Source organism: Roseivivax sp. THAF30 (assembly GCF_009363575.1).
GTDB classification, from domain to species: Bacteria; Pseudomonadota; Alphaproteobacteria; order Rhodobacterales; family Rhodobacteraceae; genus Roseivivax; species Roseivivax halotolerans.
On sequence record NZ_CP045391.1, the window covers coordinates 31761 to 46988 of the forward strand.

The following is a 15228-nucleotide window of genomic DNA, read 5'->3' on the forward strand; positions in this document are numbered from 1 at the left end:
CGACTAGGCTCTAGGTGGCGTGAGCCGAATTGCGTATCGGCCCATTCGGGTGACGATCCTTCGTACACGCCTCTGGTGGAATCGCGGCCGAGACCGCGATCGCTTCGGCTAGCGGCAAGCCTAGTCTCCGCTTCGCTCTAACCCGGCTAGCAGGTTTCCAATCCTGAGTTCCACTGACCTGCCAACCGTTCAACCCACAACTTTCCTTCCTCCTCACCAGACGATCATGCGGTTGATGTCCAAAGAAGCATATCCTCTTGGGAGGCACTCTCACCTAACCCAGTCCACTACGCCGTGATCCTTTGCATTGGACTCGGGAAGCGATCTTACCTTATCGCAGAAGACCACAACGTTCTTTGCATCAGAACGCGCAGATGGGACGATCAAGCCATCGAAATCGAGAAAGTGAGCAACCTCCCCGATCTCTTGTGTGCGAGGATATTCGTCGTTCTTCTGTTCATAGGATAGTCGTCCGAATGTCTCGGTTTTCAGGCCGACGGAACCTAGCGCTTCCAGATCAAGGAATCGCAATGCACGTTCGAGAGTCAGACCGAGTTCAAACATGCGATACTTGACCTTGCTCGGCATCACGGGTTGGCCACGCATCAAGTGAAATCGCATTTCTTCCAGAGCACCGACTTCCGTCATCGACGTATAAAGTACGTCAAAGCTTCCATCATCCCACCGGCCACCTGAGGCACTGCATTGAAGCGGATCACGACCGTCTCGTACCAGTCGCCATACATTGCCTTCGAATTGGACCGGTTCAATGGCCTCCAGCGCATCGATCAGCCTGTTGTCGCGGCGCGCTTTCACCATCTGACTTCCTTAAACGTAGACGTCGTTGTCCAAGCGGTCGATCACCGCGAGCACTTCGAGGCTTCGATCGCTGTGAATCAGGTCCATTGCCCGCTCACCACCAAGTTGGGGATGGCGTGCGTAGAGCCATGCGCGCACTTCTTCAGGTGAGTAATACTCATTCAGCCGACCGACGATGTAGTAAAGGTCAGATAGGATCAGTTCATTCTTTGGCTGAGGTTTGATATCGCCGGCTTTCCAACGCGATACGGTTGCCTTTGAGACATCGGTAATGTTGGCAATATCGGTTCCCCTCAGGCCTCCGATTTCGGCGAGTTCGCCGATGTATCTTGTGACAGCTGATTGCATTTCTTACCTCTGATCGCCGCGTTGCGACGCTTGGGGAACGTTAAAATCGCATGCTCGGGCTCGCGCCGAATCCGCTCCGCGCTCCTCATGCAGTTTCTCGAGGGCGTCCGCAACCTTTCCTACAGTTGATGCATGGTCACGTGTCCGTCTGAGCAGGCTTTCCAAGTCAACTTTCAGTGCTTTAGCCTGTGCCTCGCTCGGTTTTAGGAAGCTGATATCTTTTGCTCGTCGTTCGACGCTGGAAACCGTTTTCGACAGGAAATGCCCTGCGCGGTTCAGGTCAGGCACTTCCTGAAGGGCATCTTGTGAACGCACAAGATGTATGGCCTGCATTTGCCTCCGGTTCGTTATCATTTCCTGAATGCTTGGCACGCTGACGTATTCACTCTGAAGGAGAAGCTTCCGCCCGCCCCTGGCGCTGGCTAGAGCTTCGAAGTCGTTGGCGCGAAATCCTTTGCCCATTCCGAGAAGAGGTACAATCCGCGCCCGGCCGAACTCGGCATCGGGGTCAGGGGCCTTTGGCGGCTTGTGCCAATCACGCGCATTGAATTGGTCAAGCTCAAGGATGCCGCTGGCCGTACCCGATGCCACTCCAAAAGCTTCTGCGGCCTCGCCGTTCAAGCCGGCACAGTAGTCAAGAACGATAGGCTTCCCAAGGTTGTGTAGCCCGCTCAACATCCGAATGAACGACCTGACCTTCTGGGGGCCGGGCTCTTTCCCGAGACCGGATAGGCGCATCCAAATGGCATCCACTGGGAGATTTGAGACAGTTTCCGAAAGCTCTTTCCTGGCTTTTGCGTCAGTGAGACCCTGGACCGTGTGAATTATTGGGTAGTCGATGCGGATGCGTCCGCCTCCAAGCCGGTCCAATGCGCGCCTGAGCAGCACACATGCGTTTGCGTCCACACGCATCCAGCCATCAAAGTCACGATCTCCAAGAAAATGCGTTGGTGCCAAGATCCTATCAGCGCCAAGGGAAACGGCCATTCTCGCGATACGTTCGATCAATTCATCATCACCGAAGTCATCTGGCGTCAGAACTTTGCCCTGTCGGTCACCAAGCCAGGGTGCATGGCGAACGAAAGTTTTGTGTCGCGCGATGCTGGAGAGCTCGGCTGCGCAGGTGTCGAGAGTGACTTCGATGCCTTCGTCTTTGAGTTCTTTCGCCAACGACGCCTGTCGCTTGAGTCGCCCGGCCTCAAACACAGTTCGAGTCGCCTTTAGATGTCCGGCCGCAAGCATCTCGCCAAACTGACGATGGAATTCTCCCACTCGAAAGTACTGCGCAAGGGGGGTGCGCAGTCGTTGGTCTTTGGGGAAGGGAACAATGACAGTGCTCATTGGTGTGGTTCCATAGCGGTTTCACAAAAAGACTTAGTGAAACCGAAATGAAAAGTCAATATTAGGTGGAGCTTCCGTCTTGTCTGGGCACGCCAGCGCTTTGGCGCTGATCAGGCTCTTGGCTGCGCCCGGAGCCACGCAACCCGCGTCTCCGCCCATGCGGGATACGATCCTTCGTGCATGTTTCAGGTGAGATCGCGGGCGAAACCGCGATCGCTTGAACCAGCGGTCAGCCGGGCTTCCGCTCTGCTCTAACCCGGCTTGCAGGTTTGCTTTGTTTGAATTCCGCCTGCCATCCGGCCGGCGCCCCGAACAGGGGCTCTGGTGTCGCGTTCCGCGCCAGCCTTCACGGAGAAATCCGGTTCCTCCCACGCGAGCGCGTGGGCCCCTCCCGATTTCACCGCTCCGGCCCCCTCGTGTCGGGCCGCCGTCCGGCCGCAGGACGGGCTATCGCCCTCACCTGCTCTGCCCAGCCGAAAAGCACGTGGGCTTTTCGGACTGACAGATCAGTCGAGGCCTCCGCCACTGGCGGAAGCGGACAGGGCCGAGAGGTCACAACAAAATAGATGCCGCGCCGCTGTAACCACGAAAGGAGTAGGCCATGGGCCTTGATCAATACGCATATGTCAAAACCCCCGAAAGCGGAGACGAAGGCGAAAGCCCGAAATTCGTCTGGCGCAAGCATTCCAAGCTGCAGACCTTCATGGAGGCGCTCTACACCGAGCGGACAGGGCTTTCGGCTTCCGATCTGAATTGCGGTGAGTTGAAACTGGAAACCGCCGACATCGACACGCTGGAACAAGCCGTGAAGGGAAGCGCCCTGCCCCATTGCGAGGGCGGGTTCTTCTATGGCCATCAGTTTCAGGACGAGGTGGCGGCTGAGTCCCGCGACTACGATCTCGAATTCTGCGCATGGGCGCGGGCCGAGATCGCGCTGGGATCGACCGTGATCTATTCGTGCTGGTGGTGACGCCACTGGGCCGGGGCGTCTAAGCGTTCCGGCCCCCTCCCCTACCCCATCAACAAACCCAGCCGCCGAGCGCCCGTGAAGCGCGACGAGCGGGCCTGACATCCATCCGAAAGGAAAATCCAATGACCAAGCAACAAACCATCCACGCAGACACCGCCAGCGCTGTGATCTTGCAAATCCCCTTAGAGATGCTCTTCATCTCCGATCTGAACCCGCGCAAAGCCGTTTCCGAGGCCCATATCGAAAGCCTTGCCGACAGCATTGAGCGCTTCGGCCTCATTCACAATCTCGCCGGTCTCATGGACGAAGACGGCAAGGTCGGGATCGTCGCGGGCGGCTGCCGTCTCCGCGCCATCCAGATGATTGCGGCACGCTCCAAGGCCCATCCCTTCACCACGGTGCCGGTCAAGCTGGCCGCTGATGCCGCAGAGGCCGAGGATTGGGCCAGCGCCGAGAATGCCGCCCGCGAAGACATGACCCCCGCCGACGAAATCCGCGCCTACGGTCGCATGAAATCGCGCGGGGCCACCGTCCCTGAAATTGCCCTCGCCTTTGCCGTAACCGAGGCCCGTGTCTACCAGAGACTGGCGCTGGCTGGCTTGCCCGAGCCGGTATTGGAGGCGCTGGCGGCGGGTGAGATCAGCCTCGGCACGGCCAAGGCCTTCACGCTTTCCGATGATGAAGCGCTCACCTTGAACCTACTGGATCAGGTCAAAGGACAGGCGGTGTCCGAGAGTGCCATCAAGAATGCGCTGCATCCCGATGCCATCAAGGCCACTGACCGCCGCGTCAAGTTTGTGGGCGTCGAGGCCTATGAGGCCGAGGGAGGCACAGTCACGCGCGATCTGTTCTCCGAGGAGGTCTTTCTCGCCTCCCCTGCCCTTCTGGATCGGCTATTCACCGAGAAACTGGAAGCGGCCCGCGCCGATCTGGTCGAAGCCCAAAGCTGGGCGTGGGCCGAAGCCCGACCCGAGGCCTGGCTCAACTACTATGAGCTGGATCAGATGAAACTGGCCCGTCTCTATCCCGTCGAGGGTGATCTGACCGAGGAAGAGACGCAGGAATACGACGAACTGGCAGAACTGGCCAATGGCGGGGTTCTGGACGAGGAGGGTGAAGCACGGCTCTCCGAGTTGCAGGCCCTTCTCGACGGCGACTATTCCATGGATCAGAAAGCCCATGCGGGTTGCATCCTCCTTGTGAACGGCTCAGGCAAACTGGAGATCACAGCCGGTCTGGTCCGTCCCGAGGACAAGAAAGCCGCCATTGAGGCGGGTGTCCTGCAAGCGCCGCAGACCGCCAAGTCTGAGGCCTCGAAATCCCCTTACTCGCAAAAGCTGATGGCGGATATGCAGGCAATCCGGCTGGCGTCGGTGCAGGCGGCCCTTCTGGCCAAACCGGAACTGGTTCTGGACCTGTTGGGGTTCGGACTGTCGGAAGCATCGGGCAGCTTTGAGAGCCTCTTCGGCATTCGGCTGGACCGCCCAACCAATGTGCCAAGCGTTGAGGATGGGTTCGCCCGAGAGCCACGCCTTGAACATGGGATTGATGCCAGCGAATACTGGCAGAAAGGCACCCGTGTCGAAGACCTTTCCGAGGCCTTCGCCACCTTCCGCGAGGACGGGAAGAAGGCCCGCAATGCCCAGATCACCGAGGCGATCGCACGCACCCTGCCCTATCGGGCTGGTGGCGCGGAATTCTTTTGCCTGATCGCAGACGAGGCCGGAGCCGATATCCGCAAGCATTGGACGCCCACGGCGGAGAATTTCTTCTCGCGGGTGCCAGCGGGTCATCTGGTCGATCTGCTTTGCGAGTTCCTCGACTGTGATGCCCGCGACGAACGTGTCGCCGGTTTCGCCAAGCTCAAGAAGGCGGAAAAGGCCGAGAAGATGGAAAAGCTCGTGAGTGACCCCACCACCCAGAAGCTGATGGGCATGACGCCGGATCAAAAAGCCAACCTCGACAAATGGGTGCCCGACTGCACCTGACGGCTCCTTCGTGGGAAGGACCAACTGGCCCCGCATCACGCGGGGTCTTTTTTGTCAGGTTAGTGGTGAAATGCGAAGCCTCCAAAATTGTCCGGCGGCGGGTCAGAAGGACAAGCCCCCTGCCCCGCCGCCGGACCGGCGCTGTCCGCGCGGGAGCACCGCTTGGGCGGTGCGATCTTTACTTCCTAAGTGATCATCTTGGGTGTAAGTATTTGAAATAATATCTGAAATGCTTCCAAGTTACGATTTAAACCTAAGGTTTCTTCCAAAACCGGATCGCAGGTCCGTCAAAACCTGAGAGCTCTTCAGCGACATTCACACCTCCCAGGATTTGGGTTTGGGATGCCAGTGGGTGGAATCGCGGGGCCGATGTGGTCCAGTTGCCGTCTGCGTCGCAATGGTGATGTGCAGCGCCAGGTATCAAATGCTCATCGAGGGGTACGGCAGCGCGTGGATTATGATAGACGTTCAACCCTTCCACCCAGTTCTCGCGGTACCCTTCCGCGTTCACCAGCGCCTTGAAAACCAGCGGATGAGTTGCTTCTGGATCGGGGTCCACGACTGTGCCGGTACGTATCATCATGACGTCACCTGCATCAAAGCCCGCCAAAACCCCCATCCGGTTGAACTTCGAAATCGTGCCAGCTGTCGTGGAAATCACAGCGCTCACATGTTCTGCGCCTGGAATGTCAAAAAAGCCTGAGGGCACCACTTTGTTTCCCCAACGATGCTCGGCGATCTTTGTTTGCTTCCCGATTGGTTTTCCTTGCGCATCATGTGTTGCCTCATAGGAATAGCCATAGAGATATCGCTCCAATGCGGACCGGGTATAGATCATGGAGCCAGGAGAAGAGAAATCCGCAACGGCAAATACCAACGGCATCCCCGTGATTTGCTCTTTCTCCCAATATTTTTTCCTCAATTTGCTGAACAATGGGCTACCGAACTTGATCGGCATATAGTGCTTCAAGAATGCTTCCCTGTCTTCCTCGGTCTCAAGAGGCGGTGGCGGCACGATTTGCGCTCCCTGTCTGGTTGGGCCAACCGTTACGGCCTCGACGGCGATTTGCCCAAACAGGCTTTGGCCGATGAAATCAGGCACGGCATGACCCGTATCGAAAACGAAACCAAGTTCGACAAGCGTCGCAAAAAGGTAGAGTTCCCATATCCTCTGGTCGAAAGCTGTGGACTGAAACTGCTCCACGAAGTTTCCATCCAGATCTTCGTGCCACCGCATCATGGGTTCAATAATACCCCGAGCAGGATAGAAGCCCATCTCGGATGCAACCTGTTGGAAGTCCGGATGCAGCGCTTCCGGTGCGTGCACAGGAGCGAAGAAATCCACCGGATCACCTTCCTCATCGCCTTGGTGGTGAAACTCCTCCGGTTCGACGAGCAACTCAGTGATCAGCCTTTCCAAGGCGCCGTGCGCCTGATCTGGGGTCTCAAAAAACTCCGTCATCGACGTCCAGCGAAAACGCAACTTTGCGTCACGGCCAAAGGCCATGCCCGCGAAGTCGCCATCTTCAAGATCCCGTATGATCAGGCCAAGAATGCTGCCATCCTCGGCTGCGAAGTAAGCGAGATCTTCGCCGGTCAGCGCGGCTTGAGGCTGTCTTGCATAGCCGGCCAATGCGTTGAAACGCAGTTCTGTAATCTCTTCCATAAATGCTCCTCTCAACCGCCGGGCTATCGCCGAATCGCGCATGACAGATGGTTTGGGGGTCTTTGATGTGACATCTCAAGGCCGGTCATGAAAGGTCAACTCGTAAGAGTTCAAAAGCTTTTGCGGATCGACTTTGGGCGCAAATGACGTGCTGGTTGGTGTTACCGCCTTCGTTTCCTGGGTGTCGCATATCATGCTGGTCGCAGGTCCGCCCAAAAACACAAAGGGCCGTTGCCGGAATTTTCCCCTGCCCTTCGTGCATTCCTCGCGCGGCAAAATTCAGGCACCCTGCCCTTCTTCGCTTCGCTGCGCCTTCGGTGTTTTTTAGGTCGCTGCCCCTGCCCTCTGACCATCATTGCAACACCAGAAAAGGAAAGCAGCAATGACCACCAACAGCATCAAATTCACAAGCGCCGACATCGAAACCGCCAAAGGCGTTGGTTCGATCTCAACCCTGACCTTCGACATCGACATCACCGTGGAGCCGGTCACAAGCGACAACCCCATGGCCCCCACTCACCGCGTCTTTGGCCGTTCGCCTCGTGGCCGCCTGGTCGAGTGTGGTGGCATTTGGAAGAAACAGAACCGCGACACTGGCGCCGATTACTTTACGCTGACGATCCGTGACTTCGGGTTCAACGCGAACCTCGGCAAAGCCGCAAATCAGGAAGATGACACGCTTCAGGCAGTGATCCCCTGGGGCCCAAAGGAAGCGACCTGACCCATTGCGCTGGCCGGTATCCCGGCCAGCGCCCCAGGCTTGAAGAGCAATTTTGCACGCGTGCAAAATTCACAGCATGTGCCGGTTGCCGTGCGATACTCATCGCTGTATAGCCCATATTGTGCGCCGAAATTCACGTAGGCGTACAATATATGTACATTTGGCGGAAAACCGTGCTATTAAGCTTGGGAAGCGATTCCGGGAGAGAATCGAAAGAGAGCGGTGTCATGAGCGGCAGTATAGAACAGTTTCTTCAAGAACTCGAACGAGGCCTCGGCCGAACCATGGTCTCGGTCAACAAAGAACTGACGATGCGTGAGCGTATCAAGCGCTCTTGGTCGATGCGCCAATGCGCGCGGTTTTTGAATATCAGCCACCAGCATCTGACAAAGTTCGCCAAGGACAACGAGGATTTTCCAGCCGGTAAACATGTCGGGCGAGAACGTGTGTTCACGCTTGCCGAACTGATGCACATCCGGGCCTTGATGGCAGCGACGGCCAAACGGCCGGAACACTTCCTTGCATGGCGAAAGCCTGATGATCCACTGCCTGTCATTTCGTTTGCGAGCCAGAAAGGCGGCACTGCAAAGTCGCTGAGCGCCGCGCATTTCGCGCAGTATCTGAGCCTGCATTACGGTATGCGTGTGGGCGTCATGGATGCTGACCCGCAAAGCACGATCACGCTCTATTTCGTGGGCGGTGAGGAAATGCCAACATTGCTGGACGATGAAACGCCGACCATGGTGGATTTTGCAGGGCTTTTTCAAACAGACGAAAACGTCCCCTATACCGATTACGATGCGGAAACGCTCGACAGCTTCTTCAAGCGCACGTCCTGGCCGGGCGTGAGGTTGGTCCCAGCCCATGGCGAAACCTCTGAAGGCGAAATTCAGATCGCCAGGCTGCTACGTGCGGGGACTCCGGAGAAGCGCTTTTACAGGTTCCTCAGAGACTCCATCGATCGCTGGAAGGAAGGACACCCCCCCATCACCCGTCCGAATGAATTGGTGGCTGATGGGCGGGTTGACCCGAAAAAACTTGATCGCGCTCTGAACGAAACGCTGGATTGCATCATTATCGACTATCAGCCCGCGCTGACACTCTTTCAGCTAAACAATGTCATGGCGTCCACGTCGCTCATTATTCCGCAGACGATGAAGGGTTTCGACATCGCGACCCTCTCCACTTTCGTGACGGGTCTGCTCACCATGCTGCGTCATATCTTTGCGACTGATCGCATCGATATGGGGGGCGCTGCGCATATGCTGTTGCCCACTATTGTGCAGCGGACAAATGAACAAGACCTCACGCAAGTCGGTAATCTTCTGGAGAATTGCCCCGACGAAGTATTGCCGGTGTTTTATCTCCGCTCTGATGCGATTTCGAACGCCTCGGATGTATATCAGTCAGTCTATGAGTACGATCCGGATACGCCTGGCAAGCGCAAGGGCATCAATCGCTTCATTGAAAACGCTGACGCTGTGAACGATGCGATCGTTTCGCGTCTTTGGCCTGGGCTCGAGCGCGGATACGCGGATGAATGGATGCAGAAGTTTTACGACTTTGAGGAGGAAACCGAATGAAGAGAACGTTGAGCAGTTCGGTCCTCAAGAAGAAAGCTGTGCGCCCAGATGAAGAGGTGCCTGCTGTTTCTGATACGGAAGCCACGGATCCAACTTCTGTTGGCGAAGCGAATCTGGTCGGAGGGGTCAAGCCGCGTTTGGGCGGCTCTGGTAGCGCTTGGAAAGCTGGTGCACTGTCAGATGCCAGCCAAATCCTCCAAGTCGAACGCGCCCAGATTGTGGAGCAGATCCTTTCCGGTCGTCATGAGTTGCAACTCGATGCGTCTCAGATTGTTGATGTGATCGGTTCGGATCGGCGTGAAGATTGGCGCGATCAGGAGGCATACGAGAAGCTCAAGGAGAGCATTGAGAAAAACGGCCAAGATACACCTATTCATGTCTGGCCAGCGGATCCGAATTGGCGGCCGGACGAGCGCGAGCCCGAGAGAGTGGAAGGGGTCGTGTTCCATCTGATCGTTGGGCGCCGACGCCATGCGATACTTGAAGCATTGGGCCGTCCAGTGCGGGCCGTACTCGTCCCACAGTCGCACCGGGGTTCCCGAGAAGAGCAGTTCGAGATGCTGTTCATGCGGTTTCGAGAAAACGAGGAACGTGAGAACCTGAGCGCGTTTGAGCGTTTGGTGTCGATCGGAGAGATGTTTGAGCGGCTTCAGGAAGCAACCCAGGACGAGAAGCTCACAGCGACCGAGTTCGCAAAACGCGTAGGTGTGCACAACAGTGCCGTATCTCGCGGCCGCGCGGTTTACGCGGCGAGGGATGAGATTTTGCACGCGTGCAAAGATGTCTACGAGCTTAGTCATCGTGATCTCGAAGGGGTTCTAAACGACCTGTCCGGGAAGCCGCCAAAACCTGGTCAGAAAAAGCCATCAAAGCCCAAGAAGCTCACCATTCAGCGAAAGATTGGGTCGCGAAAACTGAGCGTGACGGGGCAGGGAGGCAAGCTCTCTGTCGCCGCTTCGGGGCTTATATTGGATGAGGATATTCTCAACGGATTGAGTGACGTCATCGCAGAATATCTGAATAAACATGGATCGAAGTAAGAGGCAGGAGCCGCGAAGACGGTCATCTTCGGTCAAAAACGAGGTAAGAAACAGGAGCGCATATGCTTTGAGATAACGGCAAAAGAAAAGCCCCCAAGCTGAGGGCCTGAGAGCTAATCGAGATTGTTTGGTCACTATCAAGATAGTTCTCCGGCGAATCACTGTCAATGACGAACGCTCCTGAGCGAACGGGTTTCTTTTGCCTTCCATTGAGCAGAGGAGGCGAAAACATCTCATGAAACATTCTGGTTGGCGCAAGCCGACACCGGGCCTTGGCATTGCAGAGCAACTTGCCCAAGCCGGTGAACGGCTAGCTGTACCCAAAACACAGGCCTTCGTGGCGGTAAAGCGCGTAGGCGCCCACATCGGCCTCAAGGCCGGCGATATGCTGCTCCTCGATACCCTTGGGGCCTTCACACAGGCCCAGGACTGGGAAGAGGGGCAGCGCCCGATCGTCTGGGCGTCCAACGCCTATCTGATGGAGCAGACGGGCTTCTCGCTATCAGCGCTCAAGCGCCATGCGCGGCGTCTGGCCGAGATCGGCGTGATTTCCTTCAAGGACAGCCCCAACGGCAAACGGTGGGGCCATAGGGACGCTGACGGGCGCATCATCGAGGCCTACGGCTTCGATCTGTCGCCGCTGTCAGCACGTGTTGAGGAATTCGAGCAACTCCAGGCTGAATTGCAGGCCGAGCGTGAGTTCTGCCAGCGCCTGAAGCGTCAGATCACCGTTGCGCGCCGGATGATCCGCGCCCGGATCGAAGCGGCGTCTCACGCGGCGCTGAGAGGGCCCTGGGAGCATCTTTCAGGGATGTTTGAGGATCTTCTGGACCGGTTGCCACGTCGGAACACGGGTTCTGAGACGCTTGAGCGGCTCCTGGCATGGTTCAGGGAGCTTCAGGAGCGCGTCGAGGCGACCTATCTCAAGGCAGTTCGGGCGGATGAAGTTGTGGAAAACACCACTGAAATTACCAGACAAGTCGGTGAAAAGACTCGAGAAATGAACCCCAGGGAGGTCAATTCTGAACCTCATATACTAATTACAACCCAACTTAATCCTGTAACCTGTAATCGCTCAGAAACTGAGCAAACGGCGGGCGTGGTGCCAAATGCGCCACCGGAAGAGCAGGTTGATAGGGAGTTGGAAGATTGGGTTGCCGAGACGCGGAAGAAACGCGGGGCAGCGCTTGATTTGCCGACTGTCATGCAGGCTTGTCCCGAATTCGCGTCCTGGGCGCGCAATATGGGCGGGTATCTGAAGGATTGGGGCGATTTGCACCGGGTTGCCGGGCAGTTGAGGCCAATGATCGGCGTCTCGGAGCACGCCTGGAACCTCGCTCAGGATCGACTTGGGCCTCAAATCGCGACAGCAGCACTGGTTCTGACCTTCGACAAACACTGCGCCGGTGAAGTGGCTTCTCCGGGCGGCTATCTGCGCGGCATTGTCCAAAAAGCCGGGGCAGGGGAGTTGCATCTCGAACGTAGCTTCTATGGCAGGCTCAGCGGGCAGGCGGCGTGATTGGGGCGCCACCGAGTTTGCTGAAGATGGGCTTGGTCGCTCGGGATGTCGGTGTGCACAAGTTTGCTGAACAGTGAATATTGACATTTTGGCGAATATGAGAGAGAAACAGCTAAATCTGCTGAACAGTGAATATGAAAGAAATCGCGAATATAGATCCGGACCTGATGGAAAGCCTGAGCGACAGCTTTGAGGCGGTTCCTAACGCTCACTTGGGCGAAATCTCCTGGGAAGCGGGGATTGGTGAGCGTTTGCGCCCGGATGCAATTCTTGACGCTGTCGTGGCAGGTCGTGAAATCGCCTTCGTGGTGGAAACCCGAGGCGATGTGTTTCCGCGAGACGCGCGAGAGATTGTTTGGCAGCTCAAACGATACTTGCGGGAGTTGGATAGTTCCAACCGGCGGTATGTTCCGATGATCCTCGCACGTTCCGTTTCGGAAGGGGCTCGGGACTTTCTTCAGCAAGAGCAGGTCGCCTATCACGACTTGAGCGGATCGCTCTTTGTCAGTGTCGATGAGACGTTTGTACTGATCGAGAGGCCGAAACCCAAGCGTGCCAAGCGTCGCGCCATGAACGTGTTCAAAGGAACCCGAGCACAGGTCTTGCACGCTTTGTTCGATCGTCCAGGCGAATGGGTGAGTGGCTCGGAGATTGCCGAATATGCCGGTGTGTCTGCGGCAACCGTTTCCGAGACCTTCAAGGATCTTGAGCGCCGCGATTGGCTGGATGTGAGAGGGGAGGGGCCTGCGAAACGGCGCAGGTTGATCCGGCCAGATCTCCTCTTGGATGCCTGGCGTGACAGCATTCTGGCAAGCCGTGCGTCGAAACGAAGCCGGTACTACGTTCCGCGGATGAAACCCGAAGAAATGGTGAGGCAAATTAAGCGTGAAGCGCCATACGGGAATATAGACTTGGAACTCACAGGTCAGTTTGCAGCCCAATCTTACGCGCCATTCCTTTCTAGCGTTTCAGATTTGGCTGTGCGTGTTCGGGGCAAAACCGGTCGCGAGTTACTCCTTTCCATACTTGGTGCGCGAGAGGTCTCGGAAGGTGCAAACCTCGTGGTGATCGACGCCGGATCGAAAAAACTGCGACGTGGAAAACGTGACGAAAACGAACGTTTGCTTGCCTCGCCCCTGCAAGTCTATCTCGACCTGTTGGAAGATTATGGTCGTTCCAAGGAAATGGCAGAGCATCTGCGCTCTCAAAAACTGGTGTGGCAATGAAGAAACCGACGGCCATTCAAGGCTACAACCAATCTGTCACCGAGGCCTGTGAGCGCGTTCTGGTCACGCTGATCCGCCATTTGGGACCGTGGCGCGACTCCATCTTTCTCGTGGGCGGTCTGACACCACGCTACCTTATCAAGGAACGCCCACCAGCTGTGCCTGCGCACGCGGGAACCGGTGACGTTGATGTCGTCGTGGATATGAAGCTGCTTGCTGATACCGAGGCCTATCGAACGCTAGAAGACAACATCAGGGCCATCGGGTTTAAACGGTCTGAAAACGATCAGGGCAAAAAACTCTCATGGCGCTGGCAACAGGAGTTGGTCGACGGCACTGTACTGATCCTGGAATTCCTGGCGGATGCAGGCGATGAGAGGGGTGGGGCGCTTAAAGAGTTGCCCTCGGAAGGTGCAGTTTCGGCAATCCACATTCCGCATTCGGCGATGGTGCTGGATCATCATGAGACCGTGGAGATCACAGCCGAACTGCTGGACGACGGTGGCGTCACCACTGAAACCATCCGGCATGCTGATATTGTCAGTTTCACCTGCCTCAAGGCGTTTGCTTTCGATCACCGGGCCGAACCCAAAGATGCGCATGACCTTTGCTATTGCCTTGAACACTACAAAGGCGGGACGGAGGCTTTGCGTTCTGCATTCGACGCCGCCCTGGCCGGCAAGCACGCTGAAACCGTCCAAGCGGCGATCGACATCCTCGCGCGGCGCTTTTGTGATGGCGACGGGTTTGAGGGCTATCAGAAAGATGGTCCTGTCGCCGCAGCGCGATTTGAGGGCGCAGAAGAGTGGAATCCTGACAACCGGATTCTTCGGCAGCGTGACTTGAGCGCTGTTGTTCAGGATGCCATCGAGCCATTCATCTGATCTTGGTCTGGTGGGGTAGGGGGGCTTACCGCTCTGAACTCCACCGTCTCATCCCCGTGCGAGCAAGGGAATCGCGGGTCTGGCGGACGCCGCCGCCCGGGCAATGGTCTGCCCGCTCCATTCGCTAACGCTCCCGTGTTGACCATGCCCGGGCGGCTTGTTGCGTCCGCCATTTCCTCCCGCGTCCCGCACGGGGACGAGACAATGGAGGATCACATGGCAAAGCCCGACATCTACACCCGCATCACCGAAAAGATCATTGCCGATCTCGAGGCTGGCACCCGGCCCTGGCACAAGCCCTGGAGTGCCGATCATCTCACCGGTCGCATTACCCGGCCCCTGCGTCACAACGGTATCTCCTATCGCGGCCTCAACATCATCCTGCTCTGGGCCGCGTCCGTCGCCCATGGCTACGCTGCACCCACCTGGATGACTTACCGCCAGGCACTCGAGCTCGGCGGTCAGGTCCGCAAAGGCTCCAAGGGTCAACTCGTCATCTATGCCGACAAGATGCGCAAAACCGAGACCGATGATGCGGGTCAAGACCGCGAGGTCGAGATACCCTTCATGAAGGGCTACACGGTTTTCAACGTCGATCAGATCGAGGGACTGCCCGAGACTTACTACGAGGTGGCTGAGCCGATGCCCGAGACCGCCAAGCGCGATGCCGCCGCCGAAGCGTTCTTCGCTGCGACTGAGGCCGATATTCGCCATGGTGGCAACCAGGCCTTCTACGCGGTTGAACCCGACTACGTTCAGATGCCGCCCTTCGAGACCTTTGAATCCCAAGAGGCGTATTTCGCGACCCTCGGGCACGAGATCACGCATTGGACTCGCCATCCGAAGCGCCTCGATCGCAGCTTTGGCCGCAAACGCTGGGGCGACGAAGGCTATGCCCAAGAGGAACTTGTCGCCGAGCTCGGGGCTGCGTTTCTGGCAGCCGATCTGGACCTGTCGCCAGAGCCGCGTGACGAGCACGCCGCCTATATTGCGCATTGGCTCGAAGGTTTGCGCAATGACAAGAGGTTTATCTTCCAGGCTGCCGCGCATGCGCAGAAAGCCGTTGATTATCTGCATGAACTGCAGCCCAAGCCGGAGGAGGTGGCCGCATAGGCGGCCTCAA

Annotated in this window: 13 protein-coding genes; 9 read left to right on the forward strand and 4 right to left on the reverse strand. The window is 57.2% G+C overall.

Annotation, left to right across the window (positions count from 1 at the left end; translation table 11 throughout):
- Positions 1–270: 270 nt before the first annotated feature.
- Genes FIU91_RS19125 through FIU91_RS19135 form a run of 3 tightly spaced genes read right to left on the reverse strand, consistent with a single transcriptional unit; the run spans position 271 to position 2508 of the window.
- Positions 271–819: an RES family NAD+ phosphorylase gene (locus FIU91_RS19125; RefSeq protein WP_152456322.1), complete on the reverse strand. Its 549-nt coding sequence runs from the start codon at positions 817–819 to the stop codon at positions 271–273.
- Between the two features lie 9 nt (positions 820–828).
- The gene (locus FIU91_RS19130) at positions 829–1167 is read right to left on the reverse strand and encodes an antitoxin Xre/MbcA/ParS toxin-binding domain-containing protein (RefSeq protein ID WP_152456204.1); all 339 of its coding nucleotides are present in this window, start codon (positions 1165–1167) and stop codon (positions 829–831) included.
- A 3-nt stretch (positions 1168–1170) separates the two neighbouring features.
- Positions 1171–2508: a hypothetical protein gene (locus tag FIU91_RS19135; RefSeq protein ID WP_152456206.1), complete on the reverse strand. Its 1338-nt coding sequence runs from the start codon at positions 2506–2508 to the stop codon at positions 1171–1173.
- 601 nt (positions 2509–3109) lie between these two features.
- Here FIU91_RS19135 and FIU91_RS19140 point away from each other — a divergent pair.
- Both FIU91_RS19140 and FIU91_RS19145 read left to right on the forward strand, forming a co-directional pair.
- Positions 3110–3478 carry a phosphoglycerate kinase gene (locus FIU91_RS19140; protein WP_152456208.1) on the forward strand — a complete coding sequence of 123 codons (369 nt, stop codon included), beginning with the start codon at positions 3110–3112 and terminating at the stop codon, positions 3476–3478.
- Positions 3479–3600: 122 nt separating this feature from the next.
- A complete protein-coding gene (locus FIU91_RS19145; protein WP_152456210.1) occupies positions 3601–5466 on the forward strand; it encodes a ParB/RepB/Spo0J family partition protein in 1866 nt (621 codons plus the stop codon).
- A gap of 253 nt (positions 5467–5719) precedes the next feature.
- On the opposite strand, the gene FIU91_RS19150 is transcribed toward FIU91_RS19145, so the two are convergent.
- Positions 5720–7132, reverse strand: a complete 1413-nt coding sequence (locus FIU91_RS19150) for a hypothetical protein (protein ID WP_152456212.1) — start codon at positions 7130–7132, stop codon at positions 5720–5722.
- Between the two features lie 382 nt (positions 7133–7514).
- Here FIU91_RS19150 and FIU91_RS19155 point away from each other — a divergent pair, with 382 nt between their 5' ends.
- The 7 genes from FIU91_RS19155 to FIU91_RS19185 all read left to right on the forward strand — a co-directional run bounded on the left by FIU91_RS19155 (position 7515) and on the right by FIU91_RS19185 (position 15218).
- Positions 7515–7853, forward strand: coding sequence for a DUF736 family protein (locus FIU91_RS19155; protein WP_152456214.1), 339 nt, complete (start codon positions 7515–7517; stop codon positions 7851–7853).
- Positions 7854–8080: 227 nt separating this feature from the next.
- Positions 8081–9436 (forward strand): ParA family protein, encoded by a 1356-nt coding sequence (locus tag FIU91_RS19160; protein WP_172975074.1) that lies wholly within the window; start codon positions 8081–8083, stop codon positions 9434–9436.
- The gene (locus tag FIU91_RS19165) at positions 9433–10476 is read left to right on the forward strand and encodes a ParB N-terminal domain-containing protein (RefSeq protein WP_152456216.1); all 1044 of its coding nucleotides are present in this window, start codon (positions 9433–9435) and stop codon (positions 10474–10476) included. Before FIU91_RS19160 ends, FIU91_RS19165 begins: the two co-directional genes overlap by 4 nt.
- A gap of 235 nt (positions 10477–10711) precedes the next feature.
- Positions 10712–11995 (forward strand): plasmid replication protein RepC, encoded by a 1284-nt coding sequence (gene repC / locus FIU91_RS19170; protein WP_152456218.1) that lies wholly within the window; start codon positions 10712–10714, stop codon positions 11993–11995.
- Positions 11996–12129: 134 nt separating this feature from the next.
- A complete protein-coding gene (locus tag FIU91_RS19175) occupies positions 12130–13221 on the forward strand; it encodes a MarR family transcriptional regulator (protein WP_152456220.1) in 1092 nt (363 codons plus the stop codon).
- Entirely contained in the window at positions 13218–14105 is an 888-nt protein-coding gene (locus FIU91_RS19180) for a nucleotidyl transferase AbiEii/AbiGii toxin family protein (RefSeq protein WP_152456222.1), read from the forward strand. The genes FIU91_RS19175 and FIU91_RS19180 overlap by 4 nt, the downstream gene beginning before the upstream one ends.
- A 216-nt stretch (positions 14106–14321) precedes the next feature.
- A complete protein-coding gene (locus tag FIU91_RS19185; RefSeq protein WP_152456224.1) occupies positions 14322–15218 on the forward strand; it encodes an ArdC family protein in 897 nt (298 codons plus the stop codon).
- Positions 15219–15228: the final 10 nt, after the last annotated feature.

What these genes read in the sequence shown, in the direction of transcription:
- FIU91_RS19125 (WP_152456322.1), bottom strand. Translation starts at nt 819, where the DNA reads ATGGTGAAAGCGCGCCGCGACAACAGGCTGATCGATGCGCTGGAGGCC.
- FIU91_RS19130 (WP_152456204.1), bottom strand. Translation starts at nt 1,167, where the DNA reads ATGCAATCAGCTGTCACAAGATACATCGGCGAACTCGCCGAAATCGGA.
- FIU91_RS19135 (WP_152456206.1), bottom strand. Translation starts at nt 2,508, where the DNA reads ATGAGCACTGTCATTGTTCCCTTCCCCAAAGACCAACGACTGCGCACC.
- FIU91_RS19140 (WP_152456208.1), top strand. Translation starts at nt 3,110, where the DNA reads ATGGGCCTTGATCAATACGCATATGTCAAAACCCCCGAAAGCGGAGAC.
- FIU91_RS19145 (WP_152456210.1), top strand. Translation starts at nt 3,601, where the DNA reads ATGACCAAGCAACAAACCATCCACGCAGACACCGCCAGCGCTGTGATC.
- FIU91_RS19150 (WP_152456212.1), bottom strand. Translation starts at nt 7,132, where the DNA reads ATGGAAGAGATTACAGAACTGCGTTTCAACGCATTGGCCGGCTATGCA.
- FIU91_RS19155 (WP_152456214.1), top strand. Translation starts at nt 7,515, where the DNA reads ATGACCACCAACAGCATCAAATTCACAAGCGCCGACATCGAAACCGCC.
- FIU91_RS19160 (WP_172975074.1), top strand. Translation starts at nt 8,081, where the DNA reads ATGAGCGGCAGTATAGAACAGTTTCTTCAAGAACTCGAACGAGGCCTC.
- FIU91_RS19165 (WP_152456216.1), top strand. Translation starts at nt 9,433, where the DNA reads ATGAAGAGAACGTTGAGCAGTTCGGTCCTCAAGAAGAAAGCTGTGCGC.
- repC (WP_152456218.1), top strand. Translation starts at nt 10,712, where the DNA reads ATGAAACATTCTGGTTGGCGCAAGCCGACACCGGGCCTTGGCATTGCA.
- FIU91_RS19175 (WP_152456220.1), top strand. Translation starts at nt 12,130, where the DNA reads ATGAAAGAAATCGCGAATATAGATCCGGACCTGATGGAAAGCCTGAGC.
- FIU91_RS19180 (WP_152456222.1), top strand. Translation starts at nt 13,218, where the DNA reads ATGAAGAAACCGACGGCCATTCAAGGCTACAACCAATCTGTCACCGAG.
- FIU91_RS19185 (WP_152456224.1), top strand. Translation starts at nt 14,322, where the DNA reads ATGGCAAAGCCCGACATCTACACCCGCATCACCGAAAAGATCATTGCC.